This is a genomic window from Burkholderia perseverans, assembly GCF_022870505.1.
GTDB classification, from domain to species: domain Bacteria; phylum Pseudomonadota; class Gammaproteobacteria; order Burkholderiales; family Burkholderiaceae; genus Burkholderia; species Burkholderia plantarii.
This window is the reverse complement of record NZ_CP045094.1, coordinates 2,392,060-2,409,373: the sequence shown is the minus strand read 5'-3', so window position 1 is coordinate 2,409,373 and position 17,314 is coordinate 2,392,060. Positions and strand designations below refer to the sequence as shown.

At 71.3% G+C, this 17,314-nt stretch carries 15 protein-coding genes; 7 read left to right on the top strand and 8 right to left on the bottom strand.

The window, feature by feature from the left end:
- Positions 1–143: 143 nt before the first annotated feature.
- From BpN12_RS25235 to BpN12_RS25220, 4 genes are all read left to right on the top strand, one after another.
- The gene (locus tag BpN12_RS25235; RefSeq protein ID WP_246797997.1) at positions 144–1,022 is read left to right on the top strand and encodes an RNA polymerase sigma-70 factor; all 879 of its coding nucleotides are present in this window, start codon (positions 144–146) and stop codon (positions 1,020–1,022) included.
- Positions 1,023–1,257: 235 nt separating this feature from the next.
- A complete protein-coding gene (locus tag BpN12_RS25230) occupies positions 1,258–2,259 on the top strand; it encodes a LysR family transcriptional regulator (RefSeq protein ID WP_425306322.1) in 1,002 nt (333 codons plus the stop codon).
- Between the two features lie 181 nt (positions 2,260–2,440).
- Complete coding sequence (locus BpN12_RS25225) at positions 2,441–3,541, top strand: saccharopine dehydrogenase family protein (RefSeq protein ID WP_246794978.1); 1,101 nt, start codon at positions 2,441–2,443, stop codon at positions 3,539–3,541.
- Positions 3,542–3,731: 190 nt separating this feature from the next.
- Positions 3,732–3,983, top strand: a complete 252-nt coding sequence (locus tag BpN12_RS25220; RefSeq protein ID WP_246794977.1) for a hypothetical protein — start codon at positions 3,732–3,734, stop codon at positions 3,981–3,983.
- A 244-nt stretch (positions 3,984–4,227) separates the two neighbouring features.
- On the opposite strand, the gene BpN12_RS25215 is transcribed toward BpN12_RS25220, so the two are convergent.
- From BpN12_RS25215 to BpN12_RS25200, 4 genes are all read right to left on the bottom strand, one after another.
- Positions 4,228–6,471 carry a xanthine dehydrogenase family protein molybdopterin-binding subunit gene (locus tag BpN12_RS25215; protein WP_246794976.1) on the bottom strand — a complete coding sequence of 748 codons (2,244 nt, stop codon included), beginning with the start codon at positions 6,469–6,471 and terminating at the stop codon, positions 4,228–4,230.
- On the bottom strand, positions 6,468–6,893 hold the full coding sequence (locus BpN12_RS25210; protein WP_246797995.1) for a (2Fe-2S)-binding protein: 426 nt from the start codon (positions 6,891–6,893) through the stop codon (positions 6,468–6,470). The genes BpN12_RS25215 and BpN12_RS25210 overlap by 4 nt, the downstream gene beginning before the upstream one ends.
- 53 nt (positions 6,894–6,946) lie before the next feature.
- Positions 6,947–8,221, bottom strand: coding sequence for a cytochrome c (locus BpN12_RS25205; RefSeq protein ID WP_246794975.1), 1,275 nt, complete (start codon positions 8,219–8,221; stop codon positions 6,947–6,949).
- A gap of 140 nt (positions 8,222–8,361) precedes the next feature.
- On the bottom strand, positions 8,362–8,976 hold the full coding sequence (locus BpN12_RS25200) for a P-loop nucleotide/nucleoside kinase family protein (RefSeq protein WP_246794974.1): 615 nt from the start codon (positions 8,974–8,976) through the stop codon (positions 8,362–8,364).
- 332 nt (positions 8,977–9,308) lie between these two features.
- Here BpN12_RS25200 and corA point away from each other — a divergent pair, with 332 nt between their 5' ends.
- On the top strand, positions 9,309–10,286 hold the full coding sequence (gene corA, locus BpN12_RS25195) for a magnesium/cobalt transporter CorA (RefSeq protein WP_246794973.1): 978 nt from the start codon (positions 9,309–9,311) through the stop codon (positions 10,284–10,286).
- A gap of 58 nt (positions 10,287–10,344) precedes the next feature.
- Here the strand turns inward: corA and BpN12_RS25190 are convergent, their stop codons facing one another.
- Positions 10,345–10,632: a YciI-like protein gene (locus BpN12_RS25190; protein ID WP_246794972.1), complete on the bottom strand. Its 288-nt coding sequence runs from the start codon at positions 10,630–10,632 to the stop codon at positions 10,345–10,347.
- A 207-nt stretch (positions 10,633–10,839) separates the two neighbouring features.
- Between BpN12_RS25190 and BpN12_RS25185 the strand changes: the two genes are divergently transcribed.
- Complete coding sequence (locus BpN12_RS25185; protein ID WP_246794971.1) at positions 10,840–11,283, top strand: hypothetical protein; 444 nt, start codon at positions 10,840–10,842, stop codon at positions 11,281–11,283.
- Positions 11,284–11,354: 71 nt separating this feature from the next.
- On the opposite strand, the gene BpN12_RS25180 is transcribed toward BpN12_RS25185, so the two are convergent.
- The 3 genes from BpN12_RS25180 to BpN12_RS25170 form a co-directional block, all read right to left on the bottom strand.
- Positions 11,355–11,660, bottom strand: a complete 306-nt coding sequence (locus BpN12_RS25180; RefSeq protein WP_246794970.1) for a hypothetical protein — start codon at positions 11,658–11,660, stop codon at positions 11,355–11,357.
- A 135-nt stretch (positions 11,661–11,795) separates the two neighbouring features.
- On the bottom strand, positions 11,796–12,107 hold the full coding sequence (locus BpN12_RS25175; RefSeq protein WP_246794969.1) for a hypothetical protein: 312 nt from the start codon (positions 12,105–12,107) through the stop codon (positions 11,796–11,798).
- Positions 12,108–12,241: 134 nt separating this feature from the next.
- A complete protein-coding gene (locus BpN12_RS25170; protein WP_246797994.1) occupies positions 12,242–14,671 on the bottom strand; it encodes a DUF3772 domain-containing protein in 2,430 nt (809 codons plus the stop codon).
- A gap of 678 nt (positions 14,672–15,349) precedes the next feature.
- On the opposite strand from BpN12_RS25170, the gene BpN12_RS25165 reads away from it, so the two are divergent.
- Positions 15,350–17,272 (top strand): acyltransferase family protein, encoded by a 1,923-nt coding sequence (locus BpN12_RS25165; protein WP_246794968.1) that lies wholly within the window; start codon positions 15,350–15,352, stop codon positions 17,270–17,272.
- Positions 17,273–17,314: the final 42 nt, after the last annotated feature.

The following is a 17,314-nucleotide window of genomic DNA, read 5'->3' as shown; positions in this document are numbered from 1 at the left end:
AGGCCGTTGCGGTTCATCCGGTTTCGTGGCGGAATACGGGCCGGCGGTGCGATCGCCCCGGGCGCCTTGCGGGGCACCGGGCGCGCTTGCGGCACGGCGCATCGTCCGCCGCCTTCAACGTCACTGTGCATGAGGATCGCCCGATGGACGACGCGAGTGTTTTCGACCGGCTGCGCCCCCGGCTGCAGGGCATCGCCTACCGCATGCTGGGCTCGGTGGCGGAGGCCGAGGACGTGGTCCAGGACGCCTGGCTGCGCTGGCATTCGGCCGCCCGCGACACCATCGAGAACGCCGAGGCGTGGCTCGTCGCGGTGGCCACGCGCATCTCCATCGACCGTCTGCGCGCCGCGAAAATCCAGCGCGAGCGGTATATCGGCATCTGGCTTCCCGAGCCGCACCTCGCCGAGGCGCCCGCCACGCCGGAGCAGGTGAAGGAGCGCGCGGACGACATCTCGGTCGCCTTCCTGATGCTGCTCGAACGCTTGAGCCCGGAAGCGCGCGCGGCGTTCCTGCTGCGCGAGGTCTTCGATGCCGACTACGACGAAGTGGCGAAGGTGATGGGCAAGAGCGAGGCGGCGTGCCGGCAGATGGTGAGCCGCGCCAAGGCGCAGTTGCGCGAGGGGCGGCCGCGCTACGCCGTGTCCCCGCAGACGCACCATCGGCTGCTTCAGACGTTCGCCCACGCGCTGGAGCGCGGCGATTTCAGCGTGATCCATTCGATGCTGGCCGAGGACGCGATGCTGCTGGGCGACGGTGGCGGCCGGGTGCAGAGCTTTCCGGAGCCGATGGTGGGCGGCCGGCGCATCGCCCAGCTTTTCTACGCCGCGGCGCTGCGCTACCGGGCCGACCTGCAGGTCAGGCTCGTCGTGCTCAACGGGCAATGGGCGCTGCTGCGCTTTATCGAAGGCGCGCTCGAATCGGCGCAGACCTACGAGACCGACGGCGAGCGCATCGTGCTGATCCAGGTGCAACGCAATCCCGACAAGCTGGCGCGCATCGCGGCGCGCGTCGCCGGCGGCTGACGGGCGGCTCGGGTGGCCGACGGGCGGCCGGCCTGTGGCCGATTTGCGGCCGGTTTGCGGCCGGCCCGAGCCCGGACGAACCAGCCCGATTGATCCGATCGACCCGATTGGCCGGGCGGCGCCGGATCGGCCGGCGGCATTGCGCAGCGCGGCGGCTCGTCAGGCCACCGTTGCTGGCCGGCCATGTCACAGCGGATTCGGTTGAAACGTCTTGTCGAAGACGAAACCCCGAATCATGCCGACCATGTCCGACGAATCGTTTTCCCGCCTCCACGCCGCCAGCTCGCTCGCGAGCTGTTTCGCCACCAGTTATGCCGGCGTCGTGTCGTTTCTCGCCGTAGCCGACGAAGGCAGCTTCGCCAGGGCCGGGGACCGCCTCGGCATCGGCCGCTCGGCGGTCAGCCGGAACGTGCAGAAGCTCGAGGCGCAGCTCGGCGCCCGGCTTTTTCTGCGTACCACGCGCAGCACCTCGCTGACGCGCGAGGGCGAACTGTTCTATCGAAACTGCCACCCGGGCGTGGAGCGCATCGTGCAGGCGCTGGAGGACATGCGCGAATTGCGCAGCGGGCCGCCGAGCGGGCCTTTGCGGATCAGCGCGCCGCCCGGATTCGGGCGCAAGGTCGTCGCGCCGCTGCTGCGCGGCTTCCAGGCCCTGTATCCGGACATCGGGCTCGAACTCCTGCTCGACGACCGTCCCGCCGACTTCATCGCGGCGCGCGTCGACGTCGGATTTCGCGACGGACGCATGGAAGACAGCGAGGTGGTGGCGAAGAAACTGATCCCGATGCAGATGATCGTCTGCGGCTCGCCGCTCTATGCGAAACAGTACGGCCTGCCGCGGTGCATCGACGAGCTTGCCCAGCATCGCTGCATCAACTTTCGCAGCACCTCGGGCCGCGTCAGCGAGTGGGAATTCAAGGTCGACGGCGTGGTCCGCAAGCAGCTGCCGCGCGCGCAGCACACCTTCAACGACATCGACCTCATCGTGCAGGCGGTGCTCGACGGCGTGGGCATTGCCCAGCTGCCCGCCTATCAGGTCTGCGATCTCCTGCGGCAGACGCGCCTCGTGTCGTGCTTGACGCCTTATGCGCCCGACGACCGCGGCCACTACGTGTGCTACCTGAGCCGCAAGCATCTGCCGGCCCGCATTCGCGTGTTCGTCGACTACATGGCGGAGCAGGTTCGCGCGCTCGATCTGCATTGCGCGAGCGAGGCGGCGGCGCTGTCGGCGCTCTGATGCGCCCACGCCGTGCCTTCAAAATGACGGGACGTCGAAACGACGAAATCGATCGTCGAAACGACATGATTCGGCGTCGAAGCGCATCATTTTCCGTCTATCAAGTGTTTTTGCCGATCCGTACACTCTTCGACAGGCAAGCCGCCATGCCACTCACAACAATCACGTCAGGAGCGTCACCATGAAGATCGCCATCGTCGGCGCCGGTCTCATCGGCCATACCATTGCCCATCTGCTGCGTGAAGCCGGCGACTACGAGGTGGTCGCGTTCGATCGTGACGCCGACGCGCTCGCCAGGCTCGCCGAGGCCGGCATCGCCACGCGCCGCGTCGATTCCGCCGATTCGAACGCGCTGCGCGACGCGCTGAAGGGCTTCGACGCGCTCGTCAACGCGCTGCCGTACTACCTGGCCGTGAACGTCGCGCGCGCCGCGCGAGCCGCCGGCGTCCACTACTTCGACCTGACCGAGGACGTGCGCGCCACGCAGGCGATCCGCGGCCTCGCCGACGGCGCCGAGCATGCGTTCATGCCGCAATGCGGGCTCGCGCCGGGCTTCATCGGCATCGCCGCGCATTCGCTGGTGGCGGGCTTCAGCGAGGTCCGCGACGTGAAGATGCGGGTGGGCGCGCTGCCCGAATTTCCGACCAACGCGCTGAAGTACAACCTGACCTGGAGCGTGGACGGGCTCGTCAACGAATACTGCCAGCCCTGCGAGGCGATTCGCGACGGCCAGCGCCAGTGGGTGCAGCCGCTCGAAGGGCTCGAGCATTTCTCGCTCGACGGCACCGAATACGAGGCGTTCAATACCTCGGGCGGGCTCGGCACGCTTTGCGAGACGCTGGCCGACAAGGTCGGCACGCTCGACTACAAGACGGTCCGCTATCCCGGCCATCGCGACCTGATGCAGTTCCTGCTCGGCGACATGCGGCTCGAATCCGACCGCGACGCGCTGAAGGCGATGCTGCGCCGCGCGGTGCCGACCACCACGCAGGACGTGGTGCTGGTGTTCGTGACCGTGACGGGCGTGAAGCGCGGCCAGCTCGTGCAGGACGTGTTCACGCGCAAGATCTTCGCCAACGAGATCGGCGGCATGCCGATGAGCGCGATCCAGATCACCACCGCCGGCTCGATGTGCGCCGTGCTCGACCTGTTCCGCGAAGGGGCGCTGCCGCAGCGCGGCTTCGTGCGGCAGGAGCAGGTGTCGCTGGAGGCGTTCCTCGGCAACCGCTTCGGCAAGCTCTACGACGGCGCGACGCTGGTGCCGGTCCACGCGCTGGCCTGAGTGCGGCCCGCCGGCGGGCACGCGATCCGGCACGCGCGAGCGCGCCGGGAACGGCGCTCCGTAGGCCCGCGGCGCGTCAGTGTGGCGGCTTGCCGATCGCCGAGGCGCCGGCATGCATCCGGGGGCGGCTCTCCCACGTAATTGCGAGGGTTGCGCCGCCATTCCGGCGGCGCGCGAACCGGAGCCGGACATGAAGCTTCTGATGACGAGCATGGCAATTCTGGCGGGCGCGGCATGCTGCCCGCCTGCACAGGCCGGGCAGGGCGGCAATGCGCATGGCGCCGCCACTGCCGGCATGACCTATCACGGCGATCCCGTCTCCGGCCCCACGAGCCCGCTGACGCCGTCGGCGCGGGCCTCGCGGCCGGCGCCCGGCGATCGGGGCGGCCCGCACGCCGCGTCGATGGCGCAGCCCGCCGAGCCGAAGGCGAACGGCCGGTAACGCCGCCGGACCAGGGCGGACGCCCGCCGGCACCTGCGGCGGCGCGCGGTGCCGGATGCTCGGCGGCAATCGAGCAGCAACCGGGCAGTAACCGGGCAGTAACCGGGCGGGCGAGGTCGGTCTCGCAAGCCCGGCGGCACCGGCCACGGCGTCGCGCGAAAAACGCGGGGCCGGCCTCGCGCCAGCGCTGCAAGCGCTCCGGTCCACAGGCCCGGCCCGGCCGTGATCGCTTCGCTGTCGCGCCTCAGCCCCGCAGCTTCTCCGGCAGCAGCGGCGTCTCGCGGATGCGCTTGCCGGTGGCATCGAAGATCGCGTTGGCGATGGCGGCGGCGGTCGGCCCCTGCGCGGCCTCGCCGACGCCGAGGAAGGGCATGGCAGGCCGGTCGATCAGATGCACCTCCACCGAGCGCGGCAGCGAGCCGAAGCGCAGGATCGGGTAAGCGCTCCAGTCGAAGCTGGTCACGCGCTGCGTGTCGAACGTGGTGCGCTCGAACAGCGTCCAGCTCGCCGACTGCACGATGCCGCCTTCGATCTGGTTTTTCACGCCGTCGGGGTTGACCACTTGCCCGCAGTCCACCGACGCGACCACGCGCCCGAGCGCGACCTCGCCGGTGTCCGCGTCAACGGTCAGTTCGACGGCGATCGCCAGGTAGGCCATCAGGTTCTTGTACTGGGCGAACGCGAAGCCGGTGCCGTGCCCGCGCCCGCCGGCGGGCCGGCGCGGCCAGTCGAAGCGCGCCGCGGTGAGCCGGATCACGTCGATCGCGCGCGCGTCGCCGAGATGCGCGAGGCGGAACGCGACGGGGTCGGCGTGCGCCGCGTGCGCGAGTTCGTCGATGAAGCTCTCGGTCGAGAACACGTTCATGTAGGCGCCGAGCCCGCGCATCGCCGAGACGCGGATCGGCGCGGTCTGGATGAAGTGGTCGGTCACGCTCAGGTTCGGGATCGCGTAGAGCGGGACGCTGTTGCGGTCGGCGCCGCCTTCCGGCATCGGAATTTCCTTTTGCGGCTTCGGCGTGAACGGTTGCGCGAGCAACCAGGTCGGCATCAGGCGCCCGGCGTTCTCGACGCGGTTGTTGTGGCCGTTGCTCCACAGTTCGTAATGCCAGCCGACGATGCGCCCCGAGGCGTCGAGCCCGGCCGAGACGCGTGTCGTCATGGCCGGGCCGAACGGCTCCCAGCCATGTTCCTGCTCGCGCATCCATTGCACGCGCACCGGCCGGCCGGGCACGGCGCGCGCGATCAGCGCGGCGTCCGCGGCGGCGTCGTCGGCGCCGTTGTGGCCGTAGCAGCCGGCGCCTTCCAGATGGATGCAGTGAATCCGCTCGGGCGGCATCGACAGCATCTCGGCCAGGCCCGCGCGCAGCGGGAACACGCCCTGGGTGTGGGTCCAGACCGTCAGCGTGTCGCCGTCGAGATGGGCGACGGCGCAGGACGGCCCGATCGAGCCGTGCGAGAGATAGGGCTTGCGGTATTGCGCCGAGCGCGTGGTCACGGCCGCGCCGGCCGGCGCGGCGCGCGCGGCCACGGCGATGTCCTCGGCGGGAAACGTCATCAGCAGGTCGTGAACGGTGGCCTGGGCCGGCAGCGCGGGGCCGGGCCGCCATTGCGCCGACGCCGCCAGCGCGCGCATGGCCTGAATGGCCTCCCATTCGTCGCGGGCGACCACCGCCAGATAGCTGCCGTCGCGCACCACCGCGAGCACGCCCGGCATGGCCCGCACCGCGTCGAGATCGGCCGAGATCAGGCTCGCGCCGTAGGCGGGCGGGCGCACCACGCGCGCATGCACCATGCCGGGCAGGCGCAGGTCCTGCACGTAGCTGGGGCCGCCCGAGACCTTGCCCGGGATGTCCACGCGCGGCACCGGCCGCCCGACGACGCGCCAGGCGTCCGGCGCGCCGAGATCGGAGCGCGCGGCGGCGTTGCGATGCAGGTTCACGTCGCGCACCACTTCGGCGTAACTCAGGGCGCGGCCGTCGTTCGCGAACACCTTGCCGTCGCGGGCGCGCAACTCGGCGGGGGCCACGCCGAGCTTGCGCGCGGCCGCCTCGACCAGCAGCTCGCGGGCCTGCGCGGCGGCGTTGAAGATCGCGGTGCCGCTGTCGGCGATCGAATGGCTGCCGGCCGTGTAGCCCTCGTTCGGCGTGAGCCGCGTGTCGGCGGTGACGAGCGTGACGGCATCGACGCCCACCCGCAGCTGCTCGGCCGCGAGCTGGATCATCGCGGTGCGGATGCCGGTGCCCAGCTCGACCTTGCCGGTGCAGACGGTGATGCCGTGTTCGTCGATCCGGATCCAGGCGTCGAGCAGCGGCGCGAGCTTCAGGCTGCCGGGCAGCGTCGGCGCGCTGGCGGTGAAGCTGCCGGCCTCGGTGGTGGTCTGCTGCGCCATGGCGCGCAGCGCGGGCGCCAGCGTGAAGCCGACCACCAGCGCGCCCTCGGTCAGGAACCGGCGGCGCGCCGCGCTCGCCGGCCTCGCGAGCGGCTTCATGCGCCGCTCCGGGGCGGATGGGCGGGGCCGCCGGCCACGTCGCGCACGGCCGCGAGGATGCGCATGTGGGTGCCGCAGCGGCACAGGTTCGGCTGCATGTGTTCGCGGATTTCCGCGTCGCTCGGATGCGGATTCGCTTCGAGCAGCGCCTCGGCGCGCATGATCATGCCGGCGATGCAATAGCCGCACTGCGCGGCCTGCCGGTCGATGAAGGCCTGCTGCAGCCGGCCGGGGCGCGCTGCCGTGCCGAGCCCCTCGACGGTCCGGATCGCGCGGCCCGCCACGGCCGACACCGGCAGCAGGCACGAGAACACGGCGTCGCGGTCCAGCATCACGGTGCAGGCGCCGCATTGGCCGAGCCCGCAGCCGAACTTGGCGCCGTTCAGGTCGAGATGATTGCGCAGCACGTACAGCAGCGGCATGGCGGGATCGACGTCCACCGCGCGCGGCTGGCCGTTGACGCTGAGGATGAGCTTCACGGTGAGGTCTCCATGCGCAGCCGCGCGACATAGGCGGCGTCGAGATCGGGCCAGGGCGGGCCGGAGCCGTAGCGGTCGCGCACATAGCGCGTGAGCTGCGCGATCTGTTCGTCGGTCAGCAGGTTCGCGAAGCCGGGCATGTAATAGGCGCCGTGGCTGCCGTCCCAGCCGTTGCCGTCGAGGATCATCCGCACGGCGTTGCGCGGCGAACCGGCATGCAGGCTCGTCGCGTTCGACAGCGGCGGCCGCGCGCCCGCGATCTGCATCGGCGAGCCGGCGGCATGACAGGACGCGCAGGCGCCTTCGAACAACGGGTTCGGCGCGAGCGAACGCGGGCCGGGCGCGGGCGAGGGTGGCGCGGCCGGACCGGGATCGAGCGACAGCAGGTAGGCGGCGATCGCTTCCACCTCGGCGCGCGGCACCTGCCGCAGGCTGTCCGTGACCGGTCGCATCGGCCTGGCCGCGGCGCCGTGCGCGGACGAGAAGCCGTCGTGCAGATAGTCGGCCAGCTCGCTCGCGGTCCAGCGCGGCGCGCCGCTGCCGCCGCTGTTCAATGCGTTCAGCGCGGGCGCGTCCCAGCCGTCGATCAGGCCGCCGCGAAACGCGCGCGACGGCTGCTCGGCGCCGAGCCGGTTCATCGGCGTATGGCAGGCCCCGCAGTGGCCGAGCGCGTCGACCAGATAGCGGCCGCGATTCCAGTCGGCCGGGCGGGCCGGGTCCGGCTGCTGCGGGCCTTCGTGCAGGAACAGCAGGTTCCAGAACGCGACGAGCGGCCGGTGATCGAACGGAAACGCCAGATGGTTGCGCGGCGGCGGCGCGGCGGCCGGCCGGCGCGACATCAGGAACGCGTAGAGCGCCGCGATGTCGGCGTCGGACAGCTTCGTGAAGTGCGGATAGGGGAATGCCGGGTAGAGGTAGTGTCCGTCGCGGGAAATGCCGCGACGCATCGCGCGCGCGAACGCTGCCACGGACCAGCGGCCGATGCCGGTGTCGGGGTCCGGCGTGATGTTGGTCGATTCGATCGCACCGAACGGCGTGGCGAGCGGCCGGCCGCCCGCATAGGGGCGGCCGTCACGCGCGGTATGGCAGACCATGCAGTCGCCGGCCGCGGCCAGCACGGCGCCGCGCCGGGCCGGCTCCGACTGCGGCGACACCATGGGCACGCTCGCCAGCGCGTCGATCGGCCGGGGCCGCGCGAACCACCACGCGACACCGGCCAGCACCACCAGGCAGGCAGCGAGCCACATCACCGTGCGCCATCTCGATCGCATCGTGTCTCCGTTGGTGGCGGCCATTGCCGGCCGGTGGCATGCCGGGCGCGCGGGCGCATCCTGTGCCGGGGTGACCTCGATCGCGGCGCGCCGGTCCGGCACCGGCCCGCTTCGGCGCGAAGCGGGTGCCGCAATCGTGCTTATGCCGGCAGCGGCGGCACCATCGCGCCTTGCGCGGGCGGCACGATCCGGTGCATCAGCGCCTCGATGTCGGCGCCACCCGGCGCGCTGTTGTCGAACCTCAGCAGTCCTTCGCAAGCGGCGCCGTCCGGCACGAAGCGGCGCTGCCGATAGTCATCCCAATGCGCGAGCTTGTAGGCATCGTTCGGATTGCCGCGCGCGATGATGCGCGCGCGCGCGGTGTCCTCCGAGGTTTCCACCCACACCACGCGCAGTTCGATGTCGTGGCCGATGCCGAGCCATTGCCGGTTCAGCAGCCGCCCGTCGCGGATCTCGCGCGACAGCGGCGCCACCACCAGCACGCTGATGCCGAGTTCGAGGTTCTCGCGCGCGGTGTCGAGCAGGCCCTGGTATTCGGGGTCGCGCAGATGCTGCAGGTAGAGCGGGCTGTCGCGATCGTTCGGGTCCTGCGTGAGCGCGCCCATCGCGGCCGAACTGTAGCGGCCGTACAGCGTGTCCTTGTCGAGCAGGCAGAACGCCTCGCCCGTGGTCCGCATCAGCGGGCCGATCAACTGCTTGGCGAGCGTGGTCTTGCCGGTGCCGGCGTGACCGCAGAAAAACACCAGGTATTTCACGAGCGCGGGCCTCCGGAAGTGGCGGCGGCAAACCGAACGGGAACGGCACGAACACCCTAAGCGCCATGAATGCCATGACGACAGTGAATGCGAGGCATGCGGGGGACGCGCGACGCTTCAGGCCGCGCTTCCGGCCGAAAGCGCGCCGCATCCGCCGTGTCGGCGAAACGAAAGTCGCGGCCGACGGTGCCGCCATGCATCCGCGATCATGACCGCGAACGGCGGGGCGTGCAAGCGCGCGCGGCGCGACGCGGGCTCCTGCGCGCGGGGGGGCGGAGCCGCTACACTAGCGGATCGACTTCAAGACCGAAACAGACGTTTCCCACGACACAATGTTGATCAACTGCGTTGCGTATCAGAACGGCCAGAAGCTGGCCGACATCGAAATCGACGACATCAGCGACTACGTCGCGCGCCCCGAGTGCTTCGTCTGGGTCGCGCTGAAGGAGCCGGCCCCGGAGGAGCTCGAGCGCATGGGCGAGGAGTTCGGCCTGCACGAGCTGGCGCTCGAGGATGCGCGCAACGGCCACCAGCGCCCCAAGATCGAGGAGTACGGCGATTCGCTGTTCGCGGTGATGCATACGGTGGAATTCGATGCCGACGACGAGTTCGAGATCGGCGAGCTGAACGTGTTCGTCGGCCCGAACTACATCCTGTCGATCCGCAACCACACCTCGCACGGCTTCCAGGACGTGCGCCTGCGCTGCGAGCGCGAGCCGCACCTGCTGAAGGAAGGTTCGGCGTTCGTGTTCTACGCGCTGATGGACCAGGTCGTCGACCGCTATTTCCCGACCATCGAGCGGCTCGGCGCGGAGCTGGAAGCGCTCGAGGACCGCATCTTCGAGAAGTCGTCGCCGGCCACCGCGCGCGCGATCATCCAGGATCTCTATTCGCTCAAGCGCCGGCTCGTGACCGTCTACCAGCACACGGCGCCGCTGCTCGAACCGCTCTCGAAGCTGGTGGGCGGGCGCACGCCGCAGGTCTGCAGCGGCATGGAGCATTATTTCCGCGACGTGTACGACCACCTGCAGCGCATCACCAAGACGCTGGAGGCGCGGCGCGAAATGGTGGTGACGGCGGTGCAGGTGGACCTCGGCATGATCTCGCTGGCCGAGAGCGAGGTGACCAAGCGGCTCGGCTCGTTCGCCGCGCTGTTCGCGATCCCGACCATGGTGGCCGGGATCTACGGGATGAACTTCAACAACATTCCGGAGCTGCACTGGCGCTTCGGCTTCTATGCCTGCCTCGGCGTGATGGCGGTGGCCGATCTCGCGCTCTGGTGGCGCTTCCGGCGCGCCGGCTGGCTGTGAGCGCCGGCGGCCGGCCCGCCTGAGTGGCGGGCGTGGGGCGTGTCAGGGCGTGGCGGGATCAGAGCTTCGCGTAATGGCCGGCGGCGACGTTCCAGAGCCGCACCTGCCACTGCCGCACGAGCCCGTTGCGCACGTAGGGGTCCGCCGCCGCGAACGCCTCGGCGGCGGCCGGCGTGTCGCCCGTGAACAGCAGCACCGCGCAGTCGGCCGGGTCGGCGAGCGCGCCGCCGAGCAACAGCTCGCCGCGCGCGGTCGCGGCCTGCGCGAGCGCGAGGTGTTCCTCGCGATACGTGCCGCGGCGTTCGGGATAGTTGTCGACCAGATCGTAGGTCAGCAGATAGAACATCGGGCCTCCAGTGGCGGGATCGGGTAGCGGTGCCGCGGATCGGCCGGCGGCCGGGAACGTCCAGTATAGGCGCCGCGCCGGCGCCGGCGAACAAATGCTTACGATTCGATACGGTAGCGAATGGCGTGCCGGGGCACACTGCGCCCGCGGCCTGGCCGGGCGCGTCGCGAGGGGCGGCGCGCGGCGGGCCGCTGAAGGATCCTGTCGATGAAAGTTCGTACCCTGTTGCTCGCCGGCGCACTCGCGCCGCTGATGGCCGCCTGCGGCTGGTTTCACGAGGGCCCCGCGCCGGCCGACATCGACGCCGCGGTGCGTCGGGCGCTCGACGCCGAGAATCATGGTCCCGTGAACGCATTCCTCGGGCGGCCGCTGCCGGTGGCCGCCGACATCGCCTCGATCCGCGAGGACGGGCCGTGCCGCAAGACGGCCGAGCACGCCTACACCTGCGAGGTGGTGATCGCGTGGCACTCGGGCAAGGCCGACGACGCGTCGTCGTCGCGCGCCTCGCTGGTGTTCTCGAAGAACGGGCAGGACGAGTGGCAGACCGATGGCGTCGATACGGCGATCGTGGCGGGCGCCGCGCATGCGATGGTCGACGGCATCCGGCAGGCGCTGCCGGGCAGCGCGGCGTCGGAGAGCGGGGCGCAGTAACGCGAGGGCGGCCGGCGCGGTGATCCGCGCGGCCGCCCGTGCATGCCGATGCGCCGAGGGCCGGCGCTGACTCAGTGATGAGAGTAGGCGGGCGGTGGCGCGGCGTGATGGGGGCGGCGAGCCCGATGCCGGCTGCGCGAAGGCGTCGGGCGATGGGCCGGCGCGCGATGGGCGCCGGGGGCCGGCTGCGGCCGTGCGTCGGGCGCTCGCGGCGGCGCGGCGTGACCGTCCGCATGCTGGCCCGGCAGCGTCGACTGGCCTTCGCCGAAATGGAACGTCTGGGTTTGCGCCGACGCGGCGTGACTCGCGGCCAGCGCGGCCAGCGTGGCGAACGCGAGCAGCGTGCGCAGCAGCGGATTCAGGGTAGGGAGGGGCATCGCGGGAGGGGAAGGAGCAGGTCGGGAAAGCAGGCGTGACGCGCGAGCTTCACGACGAACGAAGCGAGGCGCACGTGCAGGTGCATACGGTCACGCGGGCCGGCGTCGAACGTTCAGGCCGGCCCGCCGCGATGCTTACCAGCGGTGGTCGTCGTGGTCGTGATCATGGCCGTGGTCGTCGTGGCCGCGATCACGGCCGCCGCCCGGCGGATGCGAGCGGTTCCACTCGTCGCGGCCCCAGTAGCGGCGGCCGTCCCAGTAGCGGTCGCCGTGCCAGCCGACGCTGACGTCCACCACGGCCACGCCCGGCTGCGCATAGCCGGGCTGCGCGGCGTAACCGCCGCCGCCATAGCCGCCGCCATAGTCCGGGCCGGCCGGATACGCGACGCAACCGGTCAGCAGCGAGCCGGCGGCGAGCGCCGGCAGCAGCAAGGTGAGCTTGTTCATGGCATTCCCCCAAAGGTGTTGGTGTGATGATCGCAGCATAGAGGGAGCGATCGTCACATGCGGTAAAGGATTGCAACCGTGTATGACGACGGTGAAAGCCGCGTGAACGGCGCGTGTCAGGTATGCCGCCGGCCTCACTGTCGCCGGGCCGCGGCGGCGTCCTCCACGGGGAGGGCGCCCGGCGCGTTCTGGATCATCAGCATCTGCGGGCTCGACAGCGTGATCGCGGCGGCGCGCAGCTGCTTCAGGATCTCGAACAGCAGGTCGCTCTTGGTCGAGGCCGTCACGCGCGGGCTGCTCACGTAGCCGGTCACGCTGAGCGTGATGCCGTCCGGCGTGAGCTGGCTGAAGGTCACCGACGGCGCCGGTTTCTCCAGGATGCCGGGGTGCGTCTGGTAGGCGTTCAGCAGCAGGTCGCGCACCTGTTCGGGATCGGTGTTGAGCGGGAACGTGAGCATCAGCGTGGCCACGCCCTGGGTGCTGTTGCCCATCGTCACGTTGCGCAGGTTCTGCGAGATCAGCTGCGAGTTCGGCACGATCACGGTGGAGCGGTCGGCGAGCTGGATCTCGGTGGCGCGCACGTTGATGCGGCGGATGTCGCCTTCCACGCCGCTGATGCTGACCATGTCGCCCACCTTCACCGGCCGCTCGGTCAGCAGGATCAGCCCCGACACGAAGTTCTTGACGATCTCCTGCAGGCCGAAGCCGATCCCCACCGACAGCGCGCTGACGATCCAGGCCAGGCTGCTCCACTGCACGCCGAGCAGCGACAGCGTCATCAGCACCAGCAGCACGTAGCCGAGGTTGCTGAACAGCGTGACGAGCGAGGCGCGCATGCCCGGGTCCATGCCGAGCGTGGGCAGGAACTCGTTGTCGAGCCAGCGGCGGATCGAGCGCAGCAGCCAGAAGCCGATCACCAGCGCCAGCACCGCGTTGACGATGCGGTCCGGCACGATGTTGAGGCTGCGCAGCCGGGTGCCGCCGAGCATCGTCAGCAGGCTGTCGAGCAGGTCGCTCGGGGTGGTGCCGAAGCCGCCCGTGACCAGCGACAGCGCGGCGAGCAGTACCAGGATCGCGACGCCGAGACCCGACAGCAGCGTCGAGGCCTGTTCGAGATGGTGGTCGGCGAGCCCGAACAGATGCTTGATGGTGTTGCCGCTCGCGTAGCTGGTGGAGAACAGGCTCGCGCAGACGTCGCGCGTGAGCTGGGTCAGCACGTAGAAGCTGCACAGCACGATCTCGAACCAGACCAGTTCGTAGGTGATGAAGCGCGCCACCGTGACGTAGCCGATCAGCAGCGCGGCGAGCGAGGCGATCACGGCCAGCGTCACGCCGGCGTGGATCAGGCCGGTCAGCGTGGAGCGCGACTCGGGCGGCTCGCCGGCGGCGGCCAGCTCGGCGCGCGCGCGGTTGGCGCGCAGCAGCGAGGCGCCGATCGTCAGCGCCACCACCAGCGCGACGATGCCGCGCCCGAACACGGTCACGGGCAGGCTCGTGTCGGCGATCCGGTTCAGCTGTTCGAGCGTGCCGGAGACGAGCAGCAGCGCGGCCAGGATGGTCGGGAAGCGCCGCATCGCGAGCGCCACCGGATCGGCGATGGCGGGCAGCCGCCAGCTCGGGTGGCGCGTGCAGAGCAGCGCGCGGCCGAGGCCGGCGATCAGCGCGCAGGTCAGCGCGAGTTCGGCGAACTTCGCGGCGAAATCGTCGAGCGCGGGCGTGAGCGCCTCGCCGCGCGTGAGCGCGAGCAGCAGCAGCTGTACGGCGATGCCGGTGGCCAGCAGCGTGGCGAGCGCGGTGGTCAGCGCCAGCGCGCTGCGGCGCAGCCGGGTGGGCGGCAGCCGGTTCAGGCAGAACCACGAGAAGCCGCGCTCGAGCAGGCGCCGGCCGGCGCTCCAGATCGCCACGGCCAGCACCAGCATCACCAGCGTGCCGACGCGCCGCTCCGGGTCCCAGGCGAACGCGAACTGCTCGGCGATCTGGCCGGAGAACGCGTGCAGGCGCTGGCGGTCGTCGGGCAGCGGGGTGTGCAGCGGCGCCCAGAAGGTCGGCCCGAACAGACTGCCCGAGCGCAGCGCGAGCTGGTCGCGCAACAGTCCGCGCCGCAGTTTCGCGAATTGCTGGTTCAGGTTCGTGAGGTCGTTCTTCTCGGCGGTGGCCTGCTTGAGCACCGCGTCGAACTGGTCGCGGCGCGCGGTGAGGTCGGCGCGCTGCCGTGCCACGGCCGGCGTCTCGGGCGCCGCGCCGGCCGCGGGCGGCGGGCCGAGCACGTCGAGCTGCGCCTGCAGCTGCGCGCGTTGCGGCGTGAGCGCGTCGAGCAGGTTGTCGACGTTGGTGACGAGCTGCTCGGCGGCGGCGTCGAGCGTGTCGAGCTGCTGGTTGCTGGTGGCGGCCGAGGTCTGCTGCTTGATGCGGTCCTGCTCGGCCTGCAGGCGCTTGAGCGAGGCCACGGCATCGTCGTAGGAGATCGACGGCGCGGCGGCGCCGCTCGCGCTCGGGGCCGAAGCGGCGAACGGCGCGGCCTGCGCGGCGGGCGAGAGCGGCACGGCGACGAGGCCGAGCAGCATCCATGACAACGGCGCGAGCAGGCGCGCGAGTCGGGCGGTCAGGGGCATGGACGAAAAACCTTTTTCTTGTCGGCGGGGCCGGCGACGGCCGGCGATCCGGGCCGCCAGCTTGCCATGAAGCGCGGGATCGAGATGTTACCGGCTGCGCCCGCGAATGGGGAGCGGGGGCGCGTACCCGGGCCGGCGCGGACGAGGCGTGGGCGGCGTGCCCCGTCGGTCGCGCGCGGGCCGCCGGCCGGGGCGGTGGCGCGCTGCCGGGGCTGCCGCCGCGTCGCGCGCGGGGGCGTGCCGCGTCACAGATGGTTACGCGCGTTACATCGAAAACGCGGGGCGGGACGCGGCAGGCGAAGCGGCACGGCCTTCGCGGCGGCGGGCAGGGCGATGGCGAGGCGATGCAGGACGGTGCCGGCGCGCTCCGGGTGACGCCGGTTGGCGGGCCGTTCGCCGGCCGCTGTCATCGCTGCTGTCACCGCCGCGATTGCCCATGCGTCCACGCTCCGGCTAGCTTTTCGACGTCGATCATGCGTAGAATCGCGCCTTTCGCGCGCATGGGCGGCCGGGGGGCCGCCGTCGCCGCGTCGCGGGTGGGGTTGCCGTGCGGGCGAAAACCGGAATATCCATGACAAATCGGCCTGCCGCGCCGCGACGCGCGAGGCGGGCCGCCCGACGTGTCTCGCCATGACTGAATCCACCTCCGTCGCCGCGGCGACGCGCGACGCCCGAGCGCCGACGGCCGCGCCCCGTGCCGCGGCCGGCTATCGGCCCGACATCGACGTGCTGCGCGCGCTGGCCGTGCTCTCGGTGGTCGTGTTCCACGCGCTGCCGGCGGCGCTGCCCGGCGGCTTCGTCGGCGTCGACGTGTTCTTCGTGATCTCCGGCTACCTGATCACCTCGCACCTGCTGCGCGATCTCGACGAGTCGCGCTTCTCGCTCGCCGCGTTCTACGGCCGGCGCATCCGCCGCCTGTTTCCGGCGCTGCTGGTGGTGCTGGTCGGCGTCTACCTGTTCGGCTGGTTCAACCTGCTGCCCGACGAGTTCAAGTCGCTCGGCGAGCACATCGCCGGCGGCGCCACCTCGGTGGCCAACCTCGTGCTGTGGTCCGAGGCCGGCTACTTCGATGCCTCCGCCGACCACAAGCCGCTGCTCCATCTCTGGTCGCTCGGCGTCGAGGAACAGTTCTACCTGGCCTGGCCGCTGCTGCTGTGGGCGGCGAGCCGCGTGCGGCGCGGGCCGCTGTGGGCGGTGCTGGTGCTCGGCGCGCTGTCGTTCGCGGCCAACCTCGCGATCGTCGGGCATGCGCCGACCGCGGCGTTCTACTGGCCGGTCACGCGCGCCTGGGAGCTGATGATCGGCAGCCTGCTGGCCTGCCGCGAGGCGCGCTCGCCGCAACCCGCGCCGCGCCATCCCGAACTCGGCGCGCTGGCCGGCCTCGCGCTGCTGCTCGGTTCGATGGCGCTGATGAACGCGCAGCTGACGTTTCCGGGCGGCTGGGCGCTCGCGCCCACGCTCGGCGCGGCCCTGCTGATCCACCACGGCCGCGCCTCGCGGCTGATGGCGCGGCTCGCCACGCGGCCGGTGCTGCTGGTCGGCCTGATCAGCTATCCGCTCTACCTGATCCACTGGCCGATCCTGTCGTTCCTGCGCCTGATGTCGATCGGCGTGCCGGCCTGGTCTCTGCGCGTGGCCGGCGCGCTCGCCGCGGTGCCGCTCGCCTGGCTCGTCTACCGCTGCGTCGAGCGACCGGCCCGCCGCTCGCGCCGGCCGCGCCTCGTCACCGGGCTGCTGCTGGTGCTGGTGCTCGCGATCGGCTACCTCGGCTACAACACCTACCGGCGCGACGGCCTGGCGTTCCGGATGTCGCGGCTCACCGAGCGCTTCGCCGGCGGCGCGCATTTCGATCTCGACCACGACTGGCGCCGCGGCACCTGCTACCTGGAAGGCGCCGACCAGGAGCACTTCGCTTCGACCTGCGTGGAGCCCGGCCATGCGCCGCTGGTGTTCCTGTGGGGCGACTCGCGGGCCGCCGCGATCTACCCGGGCTTCGTCGCGCAGCAGGGCCGCTTCGGCGTGCGGCTCGGCGAGTTCAGCGCCTCGGGCTGCCCGCCGCTGCTCGGCGGCGACGATCACTGCGGGCGCATCGCCGCCGGTGCGCTCGACGCGCTGCGCGCGGCCCGGCCGCATACGCTGGTGCTGACCGCGAACTGGGACGCCGCGCGCCTCGCCGCGCTGGACCGGACCGTGGCGGCGGCCCGCGCGGCCGGCGTCGAGCGAATCGTATTGCTCGGGCAGGTCGCGACGTGGCAAAGTTCGTTGCCGACCCTTTACTGGGTCTACTGGCGTGCGCACCATGTCGAGCTGCCCGAGCGTTCGGATTTCGGCATCGATCCGGCGGCGCGCCGCTACGACCTGCTCGGCGCGGCCACCGCGCGGCGGCTCGGCATCGACTACGTGTCCGCCTACGACGCGATGTGCGACGCGGCCGGCTGCGTGACGCGCTCGGGCGACGGCCGCGGCAGGATCGTGTCGTTCGACGGCTCGCACCTGACGCCGGACGGCGCGCGCGACGTGATGAGCCGCATCGCCCCGCAGTTGCTGCACTGAAGCGGGGGCACCCTGGCGGCGCGACGATCGCCGGCATGGATC